At 58.5% G+C, this 17103-nt stretch carries 16 protein-coding genes and 1 tRNA gene; 3 read left to right on the plus strand and 14 right to left on the minus strand.

The window, feature by feature from the left end:
- Window positions 1-6: 6 nt before the first annotated feature.
- The 13 genes from B5M07_RS10385 to B5M07_RS10445 all read right to left on the minus strand — a co-directional run bounded on the left by B5M07_RS10385 (window position 7) and on the right by B5M07_RS10445 (window position 14263).
- Window positions 7-1911: a TRAP transporter permease gene (locus B5M07_RS10385; protein ID WP_120351252.1), complete on the minus strand. Its 1905-nt coding sequence runs from the start codon at window positions 1909-1911 to the stop codon at window positions 7-9.
- A gap of 66 nt (window positions 1912-1977) precedes the next feature.
- Window positions 1978-2946 (minus strand): TAXI family TRAP transporter solute-binding subunit, encoded by a 969-nt coding sequence (locus B5M07_RS10390; RefSeq protein WP_120351253.1) that lies wholly within the window; start codon window positions 2944-2946, stop codon window positions 1978-1980.
- Window positions 2947-3057: 111 nt separating this feature from the next.
- Window positions 3058-4038 carry a LacI family DNA-binding transcriptional regulator gene (locus B5M07_RS10395; protein ID WP_120351254.1) on the minus strand — a complete coding sequence of 327 codons (981 nt, stop codon included), beginning with the start codon at window positions 4036-4038 and terminating at the stop codon, window positions 3058-3060.
- 68 nt (window positions 4039-4106) lie between these two features.
- Window positions 4107-4811 carry an alpha/beta fold hydrolase gene (locus B5M07_RS10400; RefSeq protein ID WP_254693916.1) on the minus strand — a complete coding sequence of 235 codons (705 nt, stop codon included), beginning with the start codon at window positions 4809-4811 and terminating at the stop codon, window positions 4107-4109.
- Complete coding sequence (locus B5M07_RS10405) at window positions 4804-5772, minus strand: cupin domain-containing protein (protein WP_120351255.1); 969 nt, start codon at window positions 5770-5772, stop codon at window positions 4804-4806. The genes B5M07_RS10400 and B5M07_RS10405 overlap by 8 nt, the downstream gene beginning before the upstream one ends.
- Window positions 5773-5851: 79 nt before the next feature.
- Window positions 5852-6820 (minus strand): nuclear transport factor 2 family protein, encoded by a 969-nt coding sequence (locus tag B5M07_RS10410; RefSeq protein ID WP_120351256.1) that lies wholly within the window; start codon window positions 6818-6820, stop codon window positions 5852-5854.
- Complete coding sequence (locus tag B5M07_RS10415; protein WP_120351257.1) at window positions 6820-7836, minus strand: LacI family DNA-binding transcriptional regulator; 1017 nt, start codon at window positions 7834-7836, stop codon at window positions 6820-6822. Before B5M07_RS10415 ends, B5M07_RS10410 begins: the two co-directional genes overlap by 1 nt.
- A gap of 62 nt (window positions 7837-7898) precedes the next feature.
- On the minus strand, window positions 7899-8903 hold the full coding sequence (locus B5M07_RS10420; protein ID WP_254693994.1) for an ester cyclase: 1005 nt from the start codon (window positions 8901-8903) through the stop codon (window positions 7899-7901).
- 31 nt (window positions 8904-8934) lie between these two features.
- Window positions 8935-9474: an ester cyclase gene (locus B5M07_RS10425; RefSeq protein WP_120351259.1), complete on the minus strand. Its 540-nt coding sequence runs from the start codon at window positions 9472-9474 to the stop codon at window positions 8935-8937.
- Window positions 9475-9602: 128 nt separating this feature from the next.
- Window positions 9603-10760: a carbohydrate ABC transporter permease gene (locus B5M07_RS10430; RefSeq protein ID WP_120351260.1), complete on the minus strand. Its 1158-nt coding sequence runs from the start codon at window positions 10758-10760 to the stop codon at window positions 9603-9605.
- A 1-nt stretch (window position 10761) separates the two neighbouring features.
- Window positions 10762-11784 carry a carbohydrate ABC transporter permease gene (locus B5M07_RS10435; protein ID WP_120351261.1) on the minus strand — a complete coding sequence of 341 codons (1023 nt, stop codon included), beginning with the start codon at window positions 11782-11784 and terminating at the stop codon, window positions 10762-10764.
- Window positions 11785-11929: 145 nt separating this feature from the next.
- Window positions 11930-13153 carry an ABC transporter substrate-binding protein gene (locus B5M07_RS10440; RefSeq protein ID WP_120351262.1) on the minus strand — a complete coding sequence of 408 codons (1224 nt, stop codon included), beginning with the start codon at window positions 13151-13153 and terminating at the stop codon, window positions 11930-11932.
- Between the two features lie 54 nt (window positions 13154-13207).
- A complete protein-coding gene (locus B5M07_RS10445) occupies window positions 13208-14263 on the minus strand; it encodes an ABC transporter ATP-binding protein (RefSeq protein ID WP_120352221.1) in 1056 nt (351 codons plus the stop codon).
- A gap of 148 nt (window positions 14264-14411) precedes the next feature.
- On the opposite strand from B5M07_RS10445, the gene B5M07_RS10450 reads away from it, so the two are divergent.
- Window positions 14412-15422, plus strand: a complete 1011-nt coding sequence (locus B5M07_RS10450) for a nuclear transport factor 2 family protein (protein ID WP_120351263.1) — start codon at window positions 14412-14414, stop codon at window positions 15420-15422.
- A 411-nt stretch (window positions 15423-15833) separates the two neighbouring features.
- Here B5M07_RS10450 and B5M07_RS10460 read toward each other — a convergent pair.
- Window positions 15834-15917: transfer RNA gene (locus B5M07_RS10460), tRNA-Leu, on the minus strand.
- 127 nt (window positions 15918-16044) lie between these two features.
- Between B5M07_RS10460 and B5M07_RS10465 the strand changes: the two genes are divergently transcribed.
- Window positions 16045-16623 carry a YqaA family protein gene (locus B5M07_RS10465; RefSeq protein ID WP_120351265.1) on the plus strand — a complete coding sequence of 193 codons (579 nt, stop codon included), beginning with the start codon at window positions 16045-16047 and terminating at the stop codon, window positions 16621-16623.
- Window positions 16620-17087, plus strand: coding sequence for a disulfide bond formation protein B (locus B5M07_RS10470; RefSeq protein WP_120351266.1), 468 nt, complete (start codon window positions 16620-16622; stop codon window positions 17085-17087). The genes B5M07_RS10465 and B5M07_RS10470 overlap by 4 nt, the downstream gene beginning before the upstream one ends.
- Window positions 17088-17103 lie beyond the last annotated feature (16 nt).

Consider the following 17103-nt stretch of genomic DNA (forward strand, 5'->3'; position numbering starts at 1 on the left):
CAGCACTCAGGCCGTTTGCAACTCAACTGCGTCATGTGCGTCTGTCACCCTGCGGGAGAAGACAACTAACACGCCGAACACCACAACTGCGGCCAAGGTGGCGGGCCAAGGCGGCATCAGCGCAAGCCCTATCGGCACGGCCCAAAGCAGGCGCGAAATGCCGCCCCATGGCAGCCGTGCGCCACCCAACAGATGCGCCACGCCGAGAGCAAAGATTCCCCCTGACAGCACGGCGCGCAGAATGTCGCCCGACTCGCCGCCGCCTAACATGCCGGGATAGGCGATGAAGAGCATGGGCAGGGCATAGGCCGTGGCTCCAAGGCGCAACGTCTCGCCTGCCACCTTCATCCAAGGTGCTTGCGCAATTGTCGCTGCGACAAAGACACCGAGGCAGACCGGCGGCGTAATGACCGACAGCGCGGCGTAGTAGAGCACGAACATATGCACAACGAGCGGATCGATCCCTTGCTGGATCAGCGCCGGGGCGAAAACCGCAGCGACCATGACATAGGCGGCTGAGGTTGGCAGGCCCATGCCTGCAATCAAACAGACAATCGCCATAAGCCCCGCGATGAGCCAGATCTGCCCCTGCCCGATTGCCAGCACGGCTGACGTAACTGCCACGCCGAAACCGGTGAGGTTGATCATGGCCACGAACACCTGCGCCCCGACCAGAAGAATACCGACGATGACCACGCCTTTGCCACCCGCTTCCAGTGCGCGAAGGATGATGCCAAACACTGCACGTGGGTCTTCACCGCTGGAAATTCGTGCGACAAGGACAGCCACCAACATGGCGATCATCCCGTAGCAGGCCGTCAATTCGACCGAATTGCCATTGAAGACGCCAAACCCCAACCCCAACAGCGCTGCGGCGATTGGAGCGAGTCGCGCAAAGGTCATGGCTCCGCGCCAGTCTGGCAGGTCTTCGGCAGTCACCGGGCGAAAGCCCTGACGGCGGGCGATGACGTGAACAGTCGAATAGATGCCAAGGTAGAACAGCAGCGCAGGAACGACGCCAGCCAGCGCGATGGACCAGTAATTCACGCCCACAAGCTCTGCCATGACGAATGCGGCAGTACCCATGATCGGGGGCGCCAACTGTCCACCAGTTGAAGCGATAGCCTCTACCGCGCCAGCATAAGCAGGCGGATATTTTAAACGCTTCATCAGCGGGATCGTGAAGTTGCCCGTCGTTGCGACATTGGCCACCGTAGACCCGTTGATCGCGCCAAAGAACCCTGACGCGAATGTTGCGATTTTGGCGGCACCTCCGGGACGGGAGCCGCCCAAACGGGCCGAAAGGTCAAAGAAAGTCTCGCCCGCCCCGGTGTGCAACAGGATCGCACCGAACAGCACAAACGCCGCGAGCGTAGTTGATGCCACATTGACCAGCATCCCCCAAAGGCCACGGTCAGACAGGAAGATGATTTCTGTGAGATAGCCTGCGTCAAAGCCACGGTGCCCAAACTGGCCGGGGATCAGATAGCCGAAGAGCGCATAGGTAACGGCGGCGATGACAATCAGGGGAAAGACCCAATTGGAACTGCGGCGTGCCAGCTCAAGCACGCAGGCCAGTGTGCCGAACCCCATGACCATGTCCCAACCATTGGCCCAAGGCAGATCGTTCATAATAGTTTCGTAGTTGGCGATGATATAAACGCCTGAAACCGTTACCATGCCTACAATTGCCGCATCGATTACGATACCAAGTGGGCGCAGGCGGCTGCCCTCGAAAAGCGGATGCATCAGCACGGCCAAAGCCGTGATCGTCATCACAAAGATCGCGCGCTGCACGAGCGATTCAAACGGCCCATTGAAAGAGGTGTAGAACACGAACACCCCCAGAAGCACGGCAAGTGCGGCAATGGCTGTCTGTCGGAAATTGGCGAACATCGGGGGAATGAGCATCACGGCACCTTGGCACAAACGGAAAATGAGGGGCGACACGCGCCGCCCCTGCTGAAAGATGGACTGTTACTTGAGGCGGTCCGGCACGGTCAGGCCGATTTCCTCATAGTAGCGGATTGCCCCCGGGTGCAGCGGGCTGGTCGCGTATTGCAGTGTCAGCTCCGGCAAATTGAGCCCCTTTACCGTCGGGAAGGCCGCGGATTGCTCTTCCATATTCTCCATCACAGCCTTGGTAAGGTCATAGGCCGTTTGGTCGTCCATATTGGGTCGTGCAGAGACACCGATCATGAAGCCCCAGACCTTGTAAGGGCCAGAGTTCTCCATATCGCCGCCCGGCATATCCACGATGGAGAGCTCCGGCAGCGCTTCGCGGATCTTGGCTTCCTGCTCGCCGTCGATGCCAAGCGCCGTCAGGGGCGTAAAGGCCGCGATGTCGGTTGTAAGTGCGTCAAAGGAGGTGCCGACGGCGCTTTTCACGAAGCCTTCGGAACGGTCGTCCTTGATTGCGTTGGCCTGCTCGCTGTTGGTGCCCCGCACCCAATCGGGAGATATTTCCAGCAGGTCAAACACGGCCAGCGCCGTGGCTTCGGTCGAAGACCCCCGCATGCCTGGTCCGAACTTCTTACCGTCGATGTCTGAAAGCTTTTCGATGCCGGAATCGCGGCGAACGACTGCGTTTTGCGGTGCAAGCGAATAGGCCCAGAGCAGTTTGGACTCGATCGGATTGCCATCAAAGCTCTTGATGCCATTGTAGGCGTGATAAAGCGTCGAGGTGGTGATCAGCCCGATATCAAGCTGGTCGCGCGCCATGCGCTTGAGGTTGTCGACCGTCGCACCGGTTTCCACAACCGAAGCCTGATAGGCATCTGGGTATGCGCCGTTCACAATCTTTGCGAGCGAGGCGAAATAGGCGTAATGCGCGCTCTGCGAGTTGGTGGCACCAAAAGCGAGCCGAGTTTCGGCTTGGGCGGGCAGTGCCAGCGCCAGTCCGGTGACGGACAGTGCAGCGGCGGCAGCGAAAGTGCGTAGTTTCATGGGTATCCTCCAAATATCATGAAACGATCCCGAAAGGGACGTTCGAGGTGGAGGTTAGCCACAGTGCATTGCGGCTATGCAATTGCAGTCTGTGTTAATGAAATATTTTCACTACCCACTTTGCCGTTCTTGCAGTTCAGCGGGCAGCACGCGGATGTCACCTGTCTCCAGATAACTACTCGCGTCCATAATGATATCGACTGCCTGATCCAGCATACGGCGCAGCGGTTGGCGCATCGTCGTCAGGCGGTAGGACTCCCACGCCGCCATCGGAATGTCATCAAACCCGATCACCGCGATATCGGCAGGAACGGAAACTCCATTCATCCGTGCGGCGTCAAGCGTGGCGATTGCCATAATGTCATTGGCGCAGAACACCGCGTCAGGCATGGGGCGCAGAGCCAGCAATTCCTGCGCAGCGGCATAGGCCTGCCGGTAACTGAACCCTCCGTCGAATTGCACAGCAATTTCCCGGCCTGCGTCCTCTAACTGGTCGCGAAATCCGCGCATGCGTTCAAGATGTGTCGAGGTATCGCGCCGGCCGCCAATAAAGGCGATGCGTTGCCGCCCCCCGTCGAGGAACCGTCGCGCAATGGTGCGCGCACCGCCGTAGTTGTCACAACAGACCGCCATCATAGTGCTATCTGTCTGAACCCGATTCAACAAAACAGCCGGGATCCCGTTTTCTCGACAGGCCCGCGCGAGCTTAGATGTAATTGTAGAACTGGCGAGGATCACACCCCTGGTCCGGAAATCGATAACCTGCCGGATCATAGAATCCACATCCTCAGCCGCAGGCACGACATGCATGATCGCCTTCAATCCACGGTCAGGCAACATGCGGGTCAATTCGTCGATCGCAATCGGGTAAAACGGGTTGCGCATTTCGCTGACGACCATGGAGATCGTGTTGCTGGAATGTTTGGCCAGCACCTGATCCACTTTACTGACATAACCAAGTGCGGTTGCAGCGGCGAAAATCGCCTTGCGTTTTTCCTCAGCAATCGGCGCGCTGCCACGGTAGGCCCGCGACACGGCAGAGACCGAAACGCCCGCACGGGCAGCGACATCCTTGGCAGTGACCTTTTTCATGACTCGGTCTTAACCGACTTTCATCAGCGGTTGAAATTATTTCACGCCATTTGTCGAAGAGATCATCGCTAGACGGCTTTGTACCATTGCTTCAGAACGCCGGTCGTCTCGTCTGGGCATTCCAAGGTCGGCAGATGCCCAGCACCTTCGACGATCCAAAGCGTCGCACGGGGGAGCAACTCTGCCATCAACTCATGTCGCGCAACGGGACACAAAGCGTCGTCACGGCCGCAGAGCACCAATGAAGGGCCGGCGTATGTGCGCAGGGTCTCCTGCTGGTCAGGTCGCTGTTGCAATGCGCGCGACTGCCGCACGAAAACCTCTGCGCCGAGACTGTGCGCCATGTCGCGGCAGAGCCCTTCGATGTCTGGCCGATGCGCTCTGGGTGCAAGGTACCTTGGGATCATTTGCTCGATCATAACCGCGCCAAGCCCGCCCGACATAACACGCTCTATCTGAGGCTCTCGTCCGGCTTTGACCGCTTCCACCTCGGCCAGCGGATTGGTGTCCAGCAGGGCAAGCGCGGCAACCCGCTCTGGTGCCTGCCGCACCACTTCCATTGCAACAATTCCCCCCATGCTAAGACCGGCAAGCGCAAAGCGCGCCGGTGCCCATGCGAGGATATCAGCAGCCAGCGCTTCCACCGTGTCATGGGCGACAATTGAAGCCAGCAATATCGGCACAGTCCCCGACAGCGCGGCAATCTGCGGCCCGAAAAGCCGCGCGTCGCACATCATGCCTGGGATCAGTACGAGCGGCAGTGTCTCAGCCATTGCGCCATGTCTGTCCAGCAGGATCATCAGTTGCGATCACGTGATAAAGCGCCGCTTCGCCGGACATCGAGGGCACCGCGCTGTGCCTGAGATTTTCCGGCACGCTCATCGTGTCACCGGGGGCAAGGGTGGCGCTGCCGCCTTCCCATTCGACGCGCCAGTGCCCTGCTACCGGCATCAAAACCGACGGTTTGTCATGGCTATGCATTTCGGTGCTGGCATTCGCGCGGGTCAGGAAATCGATCTCAAAACCGGGTTTGTCGCGGATGATACCGTTCTCCCCGATCACCTTAACCGGCCCTTCACCAGACAGCGCCACCATATCGAGGTAACGTCGCACGTAGCCGCTCAGCACTTGGGCGGCTGTGGGGCAATCGATCTTTGCAAGTTCGTCCTGCGTCAGCAGCGGCATGGGGTCAACGCCGTCAGGAAGCGTCTCGCCTTTCTTGCTGTCATAAAGCTTGCCGTTTGCGCCAAGGATCAGCCCGTGGTCCTTAGCATCCTCAATAACATGCGGCGCCCAGATCACACCGCCCCCAGCATCGTCGCCGCCGAGGATGGCCATGATCATCCCGTAGTCGGTGCCAATATTTTCGAAACCCCGAAAGATATTGGTGGGGATGTTGAAGATATCGCCCTTTTCAAGAATGACCTCGCCCGCGTCTCCCTTCTCGCCCCAAAAGAACCGCCAGCGGCCTGAGAGAATAAAGAACACCTCTGCTGTGCGGTGGTTGTGCAGCGAGTTGCGACACTTCGGCGGTTGCCCTGCCGCGCCGATATTGAACCCATGCGGTGTCGTGATGTGAACATGCTGGTCCGGGCTTTCCGAGACTCCACCGCCGATGATGGTGAAGTTTTCCTTTTGGTTGCTGCCCGGCGTGTGGGCGTCAATGAAAGCGGTCTTGCAGGGTTGCAGATCGCCGTAACGGACAATGCGGGCTTCCATGTCTGCGGGTGTCATTCTCTTCTCCGATGTATTGCCTCGACTGCCGTTTGGCGCGCGGGCATGAATATTGCGGCTTCCCAAAAACGGTGAATTGTCAGCCGGTTTGCAGGATGATCTGCTTCCACAAGGCGACTTCGTCGTAGAGCGTGTATTCGCGGCGCAGGCCCCAAGGGCCGAACTCAGCGTGGGTCATCCCCATGATATGCACGCGCTTGCCAGTGGGCTGCCCAAAGCTGCCCCAGCCATCATGCGCTCCGTCCAGAGACCAGCGCACGGCCGCACGGGGCGGCATCATCGGATCGTCGCGCCCAATGACGTGGTTTACCTTGAATTCAGCGTTCGGAAAGGACGCGCGCAGCCCCAGCCAATGCTGATCGACCCCGCCATGCGACAGCGCCGTGACGCCACCAGGATATTCGCCCGTTACCGCCCGGTCATACTCCTTGGGAATAACACCGAAGTCGGCCGCCATCATGCGCGTCAGAATATCCGCCAGCTTTGCGCCCCACTCGTTGTCATTGCCGCGCCCCGTATAGGGGCCTGCAATGTCATTCTCCGGCAAGTAAGGTTTTACGCAGGCTTCCGCTCCGCCTTCGCGGGCGATCAGGTCACGCGCAAAATCCGCAGGCTCCCAGCCCAACTGCCGCACGATGGCACCTTGGTCGCGTACCAGCCATTCATCGGTGATCGCATTTTCGCGGGCATAGCAGTCAGCGATAATGCGGTATTTCAACTTCTTGCCAGTGGGCGCGCCATAGACCCCGGCGTTAGCGTGGGTCGCTGTCGACAACAGCCGGTGTGAGCTGAGGAAGCCATCGTCGTTGCCTTCGCACCAGATTACATCCTCGCCATAAAGCGTGCGATCAGGAAATTCTGCCAAGGTCGCCATGGTCGCGGCGACCACATTGTCATTGCCCACGACGATGGACCCAGGAGAACGCACGGGCATTTCCTTGCCATAGTAGTGATCAAGCGTGGCGATGCCGCGGTCTTCCCAAATCTCTTTGGTGATCCCAATGATATAATCGGGGAAGTCCTTCCACTTCTTATCGAAGCCTTTCATTAGCTTTTTCCTTTCTGATTACGTGTCGAACCGCGCAGGATGAGAGGGCCGTCAATGGCCACCCGGCGCGGCGCGGTGTTCGGTTCCCGAATGCAGGTCATCAAAATATTGACCGTTTCATCCACCATTCGATTTACGGGTTGGCGCACAGTCGTGAGGTTGTAAGCAGGCCAAGCGGCGAGCTGAACGTCATCGTATCCCACGACAGAGACGTCTTCGGGCACGCGCAGCCCCAGCTCAAAACGCAACACATCCATGACAGCAAAGGCCATATGATCGTTGGTTACAAAGACCGCATCAGGGATTTCTGTGGCTGTAAACATCTGGCGCGCGGCCTCGCAGGCGGTCTCGTACTTAAACATGCCCTCGCCCCGCGCAAACAATGTCTGCGCACCCTTTGCCAGCCCCATGAGCAGTCCGGTTTCCCGGTCGCGCGTGGTCGAAGCGCCGTCCCATCCCGCGATATGGGCAATCCGCTTGTGCCCGGTTTGCAAAAGATGCTCCGCAACCTTCAGTCCCCCCGCTACGTTGTCAGAGCGCACACAAGACAACCGATCATCGTCTTGCTGGCGGTTAAACATGACGATCGGGATGCCCGCGGCGTCGCAGCGCGCGGTGAGGTTGGAGGACATCGACACCGACGCGGTGATGATCCCGTCGACCTGATAATCCAGCAATTCGTCGATCACCTTGTCAGTGGTTTCAGTGTCGTTTGACGCCATGAAGACCAGCACATGATAGCCTTGGGCCTGAAGCGCATGGGACAGTTTTTCGATAGCTTCGGGATAGAACTGGTTTTCCAGATAAGCCACGACCAACCCGATGATCCGGCTCTTGCCCGTGATGAGGGACCGCGCCAGCACGTTTGGGCGATAGCCAAGCTCTTGCGCCGCTGCGCGCACCTTTTTGGCGGTTTTTTCTGAGACCGACGCGCCCGGCGTGAACACACGGCTGACGGCGGATTGGCTAACGCCTGCCCGTTCTGCCACCTGCAAAGATGTTATCCTGTCAGCCATATGTGGTCCTGTCCTTCTTGCCTTATTTTCCGCCCCCGGTGCTAGAGGCGGCCGTTCTCAAATCAGTTTTCCGGAAGGCGAATTGGCCCTAGGTTGCGCGCCTTATTGAACTCATGCAGCCGCGCAAAAACATCCACGCCCAGTTGTCGATAGGCGTCGAGCAGATCGACCAGCACCCAGTTTTCACGGATCTTTCCCGCCTCGATCCGCCAAAAGTCCAGCGACCGCATGGAGATTTTTTTCCCCGAAGGGGCGATACCCATCCACCCGTCGTCTGACACGGATTGGATCATGTTCGGCCAGCCCGTCACGGCTGCATAGTTGGCTTCGCCGAAGAGGTGGTAGTCGGTCCCGTCCACATGCTGACCGCGGTCCGGCATCGCCCGCAAGAACGGAATCTGATGCCAGTTGCGAAAGCCATCCACGCCGCGCCCGGTGCCGATCCCCGCAGGGCCGTACCAGTTCATTTTCGGATGCCAGAATCTCTCCATCTGCATAACCTCAGGTCCGCCTTTTGCGGGATGCCTTGTGAGGTGATCGAGCATGTCGGCAATGTGCTGAGTGCTGGCCGCAGCCTGTTGCGCATCATGGGGCGCTTCGATCAGCCCATTTTGCGTTGCAGGGCCGGGCACGCAGAGCTCGCGGCCCAAGGAGGGCGCCATGGGCCAAGCTCCCGCCTGCATCATTACCTCTGGAATATCCCAAATTGCCTGAGATTCGACGACCTTGCCTCTCTCAAATCGGTAGAACTCGTGAAAGCGCATATGAGTGAGATGGCCAGTTGGCGGAATGTCGAGCCAAGGCGAGAGGAAGGTACCGAAGTAGTGCCCCCCGCATCCAACCCATTCGGCCCCCTCAGGGGTTTGACCAGCCATAACGATCCAATCGCGCCGCTCCAGATCCGGCCATGCAGCCTGCAACGGGGCAAGGGCCGCATCGCAATATCCATCAGCCCCCGTCAGATCGCCGAAGGGATGACAGTGGTGAAACACCGCATCGGGCGCAACGATATCTGTCAGCGCCTGCTTGGCTGCTGCGACATCGCCCTGATGCAGCGCCGCCCGCATTGGGGCGAGCGCGCGTTTGTTGGCAGCGTGCCTATCCACGAGCTGCCTCCGGGCGCGGCGCGACGCGGGTGCCGTTGTCAAAGGCCTCCCAGCCTTCCCCGTCAAAAACATCATGTCCGAGCTGCGCTAGAACATCCGGGAAATCCACCATCACCCAATTGTCAGTGATGCGCCCCTCTTCCACCTTCCAGAAATCCATGTAGCGGATCGTCACGCGCTTGCCCGTCGGTTCGATCCCCATAAATTTGCCCGAATGGGTCGCCTCCTGGCGGCCAAAGGCCGCCGCCCATTCGCCCATGAATAGCCGCGTTTCATCCACGCAGGTCTTGTCGGAAAAGGCCGCCTGAAAGGGCCGCTGCCAGTTTTCCTGAAAGGCTTGCAGCCCCACTTTGGTGCCGCATCCGCGATTGCCCATCCAGCGAAAACTCTCGGCAAAGAACTGGCCGATGTCGTCAATGCGGTGGTCATTTAATCCGTCCACCATGCCTTCGATCACGGCACGGGTTTCGTCTGTCTTACTCAGGTCGGTGTCGCGCGTCAGCACGGCTTGTTCTGGTCTCGAACCCTTCATCGGGTCATCCTTTCATCTTGTCTTAACATGCAGTTAGCGGGGGCAAACGCATATCGTGATGAAATCGCGGGGCAGTCGGTTGAGCGCCGGGTGGCGCATCATTCCGTGGGTGCGAGAATTGCAGGACATCAGCCTTTCACCGCGCCTGCTGTCAGACCGCTGACGATCTGGCGTTGGAACACCATCACCAGCAAAAATAGAGGCGCGGTGATCGACACGGCTGCTGCGACAGCTTCGACCTGATCGGTCGTCGTGGTCTCGCGGTTGAAGTAGCCCGCAATGGCCGGGACCATCGTTTGGTTCTGAGCATCGAGCAGCAGCGAGGTCACGAGGAAGTCGTTGTATCCCAGCAAAAAACTGAACAGCCCCGTGGTAATAACGCCCGGCCACATGACCGGCATAATCACCCGGCGAAACGCTTGGAAATGCGAGCATCCATCGACGCGGGCGGCTTCATCCAACTCGGACGGAATGTTCTGGAAAAAACTGCGCAGCATCCAGATGGTGAAGGGTTGGTTGATTGCCACCAGCACCGCGATCACGGCATAGGGCTGCCCGTAAAGGGTGGGTGCCGCATCGCCAAAGATCGGGCGCAGGATTTCCGATGAGTTGATAAACACCGGCAAGTAGCCCGCGACCAGCACCGAATGCGGCAGGGCCCGAAAGATCAACGCCACGATCAGAAGCCAGAAGGCAAGGTTGGAACCAGAGCGCGCCAATCCATATCCCGCCAATGTGCCGACGGTCAGAGAGATGGTCACGACACCGGCGGTGACGATGATTGAGTTGATGAAATTGCGGTAGAACTGGTTCTCGACCCAGACCGATTTGTAATGCTGTGTCGTAAGGCCGAGCACAGGCTCACCCAAAGGTCCCGAAATGGCATTCAACCCGCTAAGGAGCCAAGGCAGCAGCCCGAAGAACAGCACGATAAAGGCGACTGCAAAGCCGAGCACGGCGATCACCCAGCCCATCACCACGGTCCCCGGACGGGTGAACCGGGTTACCATCTGCGGCAACTCCCGGAAGGCGAAACGGTAAGCGAACCAGAGTACCACAGCACCTAGACTGAGATCGATCAGGCTCAATCCCTCCCCGGCGGCGCGGGTAGCGGGGCCAAAGATCACGTCTAGCGGCTGCGCGGAGAAGGCATCGACCGGGCTTTTGAAACTCATCACCAAGATCCAAAAGATCGGAAAGGCTGCGATGAGGCACCAGAAGATCAGAAAGCTTGCAGAGCTGACACGCAGCGCGAGGGATTGTTGCATTGCCTTGGGGGTGGACATCTCAGTGGCTCCCTTTGTGGTCGCGCCAAGTGCGCTTGAGCGGCAGGATCAGCAGGGCAATGATCCCCACCATGGTCAGCATCGCCGAGGCCGAGGCCCGCGAGATCGAGCGGTTGCCCGAGTCGTCAGGGGTCAGGAAATCGTAGGTCAGCCATTGCAGTGAAATGACATGGCTCTGGCTTGAGAAGGCGATGATCTCTTCAAAGACACGGTAGCAGTCCATCAGGTGGATCAGCGCGACAAAGACGATAAGCGGCATCAGATGCGGCACGATAACATAGCGCAGACGTTCCCAGCGGTTGGCACCGTCGATAATGGCGCTTTCCAGCGTGTCCTGATTGACGGTCTGCAGCCCGGCATAGAAGATCACAAAGGCAAATGGCGCTACGTGCCAGACCCTGTAGAACATCATCATCAGCTCAATGGTCCAGGCTTGGGCAAACATCGAGATATTGGTGCCAGTCCACCATTCCAGCGCGGCTGTCAGGATACCATCGCCGATAAACAGCCAGCGGATCGACAGCCCGCCGATCACCGGCGTGATGATAAACGGCAGCAATGAGATGAAGATCACGGGCCCGCGGATTTTGCGGACCGCGTTATTGACCGTCAAAGCAATTACCAGACCGACACCGAGCACCAGCGGCAGGGTGATTAAGGTGAAGGTCAATGTGAAGCGCAGCGCTTTCCAGAAGTCGATGGTCATCAATTCGGACCAGCTGCCCCGGGAAAGCGCGTCCTTGACCCGGCCCAGTTCCAGCACATTGCGGTAGCTTTCGAGCCCGGTAAAATGACTTTCTGTCGCGACCTTGCCGTCCTCGCCGATCACCGGGGTGGTCTTAACCTCTTTGACGCAGACCGGGTTCGGAAAACCCGGCGTGCAGGTCTCCACCTCGGCGCGCTCAAACACCGGCTGAGTGACGTAAAAGCTCTGCGCAAAGACGCTGACCAGCGGCATGGCGATGAACAAAAACATCATGAACAAAGACGGTCCGACAAACGCTGCAAAGGTCTTGAATTTCATTTGTCCGGCTTTCAGTCAGAGGGTGGCAAGAAGATCGGATCGGGCTTGGCGAGACTTCGTAGGGGCGATGTCTGGCAAAACGCGACGCGGGAGCGATGGAAGTGTCGGGCGGCGCAGAACTGCACCGCCCGGGCATGGGGCGCGATCAGTTGGTGATTAATCCGGCTTCACGGGCGGAAACGAGGTAGTCTTTCTCAATCTCTGCCAATGTGGTCTCGGCGTCGGTCGCGCCGGTCAGGTAATCCGACACGTTGTTGCCGACGGCCGTGTGCATCAGCCCCATGGCAGAGGTCGATGGGTAGGACTTGGGCGCGGGCGAGGTGTTCAGCGTGTCGATCGCACCTTTGGCAAGTCGGTCAGGCTCATATCCCGGCACCAACCAGATGGCCGCACCATTGTTTGCCTTGACCATCTCTGGCGACAGACCCGCGACAATCAACTTGAAGGCTGCTTCGGCTTCTTCGTCGGAGATATTCTTGGCGATGACCATACCGTCCCACCAGATTGTTGTCGCAGGCGCGCCGCCCTCCATCGCCGTGGGGGCTGCGGCGGTATCTACCAGACCAACGACTTGGCTCTCCCCCTCGTCTTCAGCGGCCCCTGCCCGGCTGGCCCAAAGATTCGCCATAGCGATTTTGCCCTGCTGGAACTGCTGCTGAACGTAGGTCGAGTCAGAAACAAGATATTCGGGATCAAGGTAAGCGGTGATCGCTTTGAGTGTTTCCAGCGTTTTTACACCCGCTTCGTTGTTGATGGTCGGCAGGTTCTCGGCATCAACAAACTCGCCGCCGTAGCCGTAGAACATGTTGTTGAAATCCTGCGCGAGGTTCCAGCCGGACATCATCGTCGCGCCTAGCGGATAGTCCACCACGCCGGCTTCTTCGATTTTCTCAGCAGCAGCCAACACTTCGTCATAAGTCGTTGGCACTTCGATGCCGAGGTCTTCGAGCACGTCGCGGCGGTACACAAGGTGCTGTGTGTTGACCATCATGGCAATCGCCATGATCTTGCCGTCAACGCGGATCAACTGGTTGGGGGTCAGGTCTTGCCCGTATTTCTCGACCAGATCATCGAGCGGGCGGATCGTACCTTCGTTGAGCAAGGGCGTGACTGTGCCATTCGACACCCCACCAATGTGGTAAAGCGACGGAGAGGCCGCGAAGGCTGCGGGCTGTTTGGTGCGGAACTCTTGATCAAGCTCGGCTTCGAAATTGCCGCATTCAGACATCTGGTCCGTTACGGCCTTCCAAGCCTCAAAACCAGCAGACAACATGCTGATTTTGGTGTCGTTTTCAAAACTACATTCGGCTGTGGCAGCCGTGGCGGCGATGGTCAGCGCGCCGGCGGTGACTATTGATTTCAGATACATTGGTTTTCTCCCGTTGATGAAATGCACCTTTGCGGCGCTTGTCTTGTTCTTGGGCTATGGCCGGTTCAGGCGCCCGCCAGTTTCATGGTCAAACAAATGGCAAATCGCGGCAGGGACGTTAAAGGCCACCGGGTCGCCGATCTGGGCCCGCAATTCCTTGTGTGCCTTGATCGAAACCAATTGACCTCCGGCCCGCACCGTCAGCATTGTGGCGTCCCCAAGCAATTCTATCGTGTAGAGCGGTGCCGCGATTTCCCCAGCAGGCGTCTCGGACACGGTCGCATCCTCGGCCCGAAAGCCTAGTGTCACCGGCCCGTTCGGCGCGTTCAGCCCTGAAACGGTAACGTTCTTGCCGGTAAAGGTGCCGTTCAGGATTTCCCCATCGAGTAGGTTCATTGCTGGCGAGCCGATAAAGCTCGCGACAAAGGTATTGGCCGGGTTGTCGTATATCTCGGTCGGCGTGCCGACCTGCTGCACCACCCCAGCCTTCATCACCACCACACGGTCGGCCAAAGTCATGGCTTCGATCTGGTCGTGGGTCACATAGACCGTAGTAACTTGCAGCTCGTGGCTAAGATTTTTGATCTGAGCACGCGTCGACACGCGAAGTTTGGCGTCGAGGTTCGACAGGGGCTCATCCATCAAAAACACCGAGGGCTTGCGCACGATTGCCCGTGCCAGAGCAACCCGCTGACGCTGACCGCCTGACAATTCGGCGGGTTTGCGGTGAAGGAAGTCAGTCAGCTCGACCATCTCCGCCGCTTTGCGCACCCGCTCGTCATGTGTTGCCGGATCCGCTTTGCGCACCTTGAGCGGAAAGCGGATGTTCTCATAGACGTTGAGGTGCGGGTAAAGCCCGTAGGACTGGAACACCATCGCCACATCGCGGTCTTTCGGGTCCAGATCGTTGACCATGCGGTCTCCGATATGGATCTCTCCTTCCGTCGCCTCTTCGAGCCCTGCGATCATGCGCATGGTGGTGGTCTTGCCGCAGCCGGATGGCCCGAGAAGCACGAGAAACTCGCGATCCGCGATGGTCAGGTCAAAGTTGTCGACCCCGACAAAACTGCCCCATCGCTTTGAGATATTCTTCAGTTGGATCTCTGCCACGGTCCCTCCTCGGATGCCGCTGTGCGACAAATCTTGCATTGGTATGCAGTAGGGTAGACTTGCCGCATTTCGTTTGGCAACATATTTTTGCAAACGTATGCAAGAATTTCAGTGCGCAGTTTCGCGCCTCTGTGAGTGAGTAGAAGAAATGTCAGATATTACAGGGGCAAAGGGCATTGTCCGCGCCTTCCACACCGCATTAGACAGCGCGCCGCTCGATGGAATCACCCAAGCCCTGAGCGACCACTGCAGCAGCAACTATCGCTGGCGCGGTTATCACCCGTTCAACGAACTCACCGGCCCAGCACAGGTCGCTGACACTTTTTGGCGCCCCTTGCGGCGGTCACTCACGCATATGCAAAGGCGCGAAGACATCTTTTTTGCGGGGGTGAATAGCCTTGCCGAGGACAGCTCTGTTTGGGTGGTCTCAATGGGGCATCTGATGGGGCTTTTCGATGAGCCCTGGCTTGAAATCGTGCCAACTCGGAAGATTACCAGCCTAAGATACTGCGAATTTTCGCGCGTAGATCAGGGCCAAATTATCGAAAGTGCTATGTATTTCGACATTCCCCATTTGATGATTCAAGCGGGGCTTGCGCCCTTCCCCGGTCAAACCGGTGCGCATCTTGTCCAACCAGGGCCACAGCCACATAACGGCTTGTTGCTCGACCCACAGAACCCGAATGAAGGCCGGCGAACATTGGACCTTATTAACAGAATGATCAGCGATCTGGGTCAGTGGAACTCAGGCCTCTCATTGCGGGATGAACTGGCGCAAACTTGGGCAGAAGATATGCTTTGGTGGGGCCCAGCGGGGATCGGCGCGACGTACACGATAGACCGTTATATGGAGCAGCACTCTGCGCCGTTCCGGGCAGGCTTTGCGGAACGGTCCAAAACGCAACACGTCTGCCGACTTGCCGAAGGCCACTTTGGCGGTTTCTTTGGGTGGCCCAACTTTACCGCCCGCCCCACGGGCGGGTTCATGGGGTATCCCGGCGGCAGTGAAGCAGGCGAGTTTCGCGTGATAGACATCTATCGTCGCGACCACGACAAACTCGCCGAGAATTGGGTCTTCATAGATCTGCCGCATTTCTGGAAAAGCCAAGGGTACGATATTCTTGGGTCGGCTTTGGGTATGGCACCATCGCGGCAGTAGAACAGTTGCAGTGAAAGGCTGCTCTCGTCCGCATCGCGCTAGCTAGTCACACTGAAGCAGGTGATGTTTCACCGCCATAACTTAGACGCGCAGCAATCGGACCAGCGTGGAGATCGCGAGAGGGCCTCACCTTACATGCTCCATGGTCTACGCAAACTCGCTATTGTCGAGCTTGCCGAAGCCGGAGCGTGCGATGCTGAGATTCAGGCGGTCACAAGTCAAAGCGCTGAGATGGTCGCATACTATCGGAAGGGCGCCAGCAGGAAATAGCTAAGTCGCGCGGCCCAAGAGTGACGTGGATGACCAACTCCGGAACAGCCGAGTGTGAGTCACGCCATCGGAACCTAAAAACACACACCATAAAAAAACAAAACACCTGATTTTCCGTAAGAAAATCAGGTGTTTGTATATTGGTACCCAAGGCCGGACTCGAACCGGCACGCCTCGCGGCGGGGGATTTTGAATCCCCTGCGTCTACCATTCCGCCACTTGGGCACGTGGGGCGATGTAGCCTGCAAAAGCGCGTGGGGCAAGTGGATTTTCACCCTGTTTCTGCACAGCGTTGCGCTTGACCTTGGTCGCGCGACATGGTGAGGCATATAAAACAGCCGGAGCCCCCTAAATGATCCGCCGCCTTTATGACTGGACCCTGGGCTTGGCCCAACATCGCCATGCCCTCTGGGCGCTTGCCGTTGTCGCTTTTGTCGAAAGTTCTTTCTTTCCAATTCCGCCTGATATCCTGATGATTCCGATGATCATCGCGCGGCCCAACCGCGCGTGGCTGATCGCCGGGGTGGCGCTACTGGCCTCCGTTCTGGGCGGGCTGTTGGGCTATGCCATTGGCGGGCTGGCCTTTGAGAGCCTTGGACAGCCGATCCTTGCGAGTTTGGGCAAGTCCGACGCGATGGCAGAATTTTCCACCCGCTTCAACGGCATGGGCTTTTGGGCGGTGCTGGTCGCCGGGGTCACCCCCTTCCCGTACAAAGTCATCACGATCATGTCGGGCTGGACCGGGATGCCGCTGGGCACTTTTATCATGACCTCGATCCTTGCCCGTGGGCTGCGGTTCTTCGTGGTGGCGGGGCTGCTGTGGCGCTTTGGCGCACCGATCCGAGATTTCATTGAACGGCGCTTGGGTTTGATGTTCACATTGGCCGTCGCCCTGCTGATTGGCGGCTTCATGGTGGTAAAGGTTCTATGACAGGTAAGACTTTGACTTCGCTGGCGACACTCGGCTCAGCCGCGCTGTTGCTGGGTGCTTTTGGTTTCCAGCATCTGGGCGGCTACGCGCCTTGCCAGATGTGCCTTTGGCAGCGGTGGCCCCATGCGGCGGCAGTGCTGATTGGGGCGATCATGCTCTTTGGCGGGCCGCGCGTGCTGGCGTGGCTGGGGGCCTTGGCGGCGGCGGTGACGGCGCTGATCGGCGTTTATCACGCAGGGGTCGAATGGGGCTGGTGGCCGGGGCCGAGCTCCTGCACCGGCGGTGGCATGGACTTGGGCAGCCTTGACGGCGGGTCGCTTCTCTCCACCGAAGGCCCGAGCGGTCTGGTCATGTGCGATGAGATCGTCTGGCAATTTCTGGGCCTGTCGATGGCGGGATGGAACGCGATTTTCTCCTTCTTCTTGGTCGGTCTTTGGGTCGCGGCGGCGCGCAAAGCAGCCTAACCAGCAAAAAACTGAC

This window comes from Sulfitobacter sp. D7 (genome assembly GCF_003611275.1).
GTDB lineage: Bacteria > Pseudomonadota > Alphaproteobacteria > Rhodobacterales > Rhodobacteraceae > Sulfitobacter > Sulfitobacter profundi.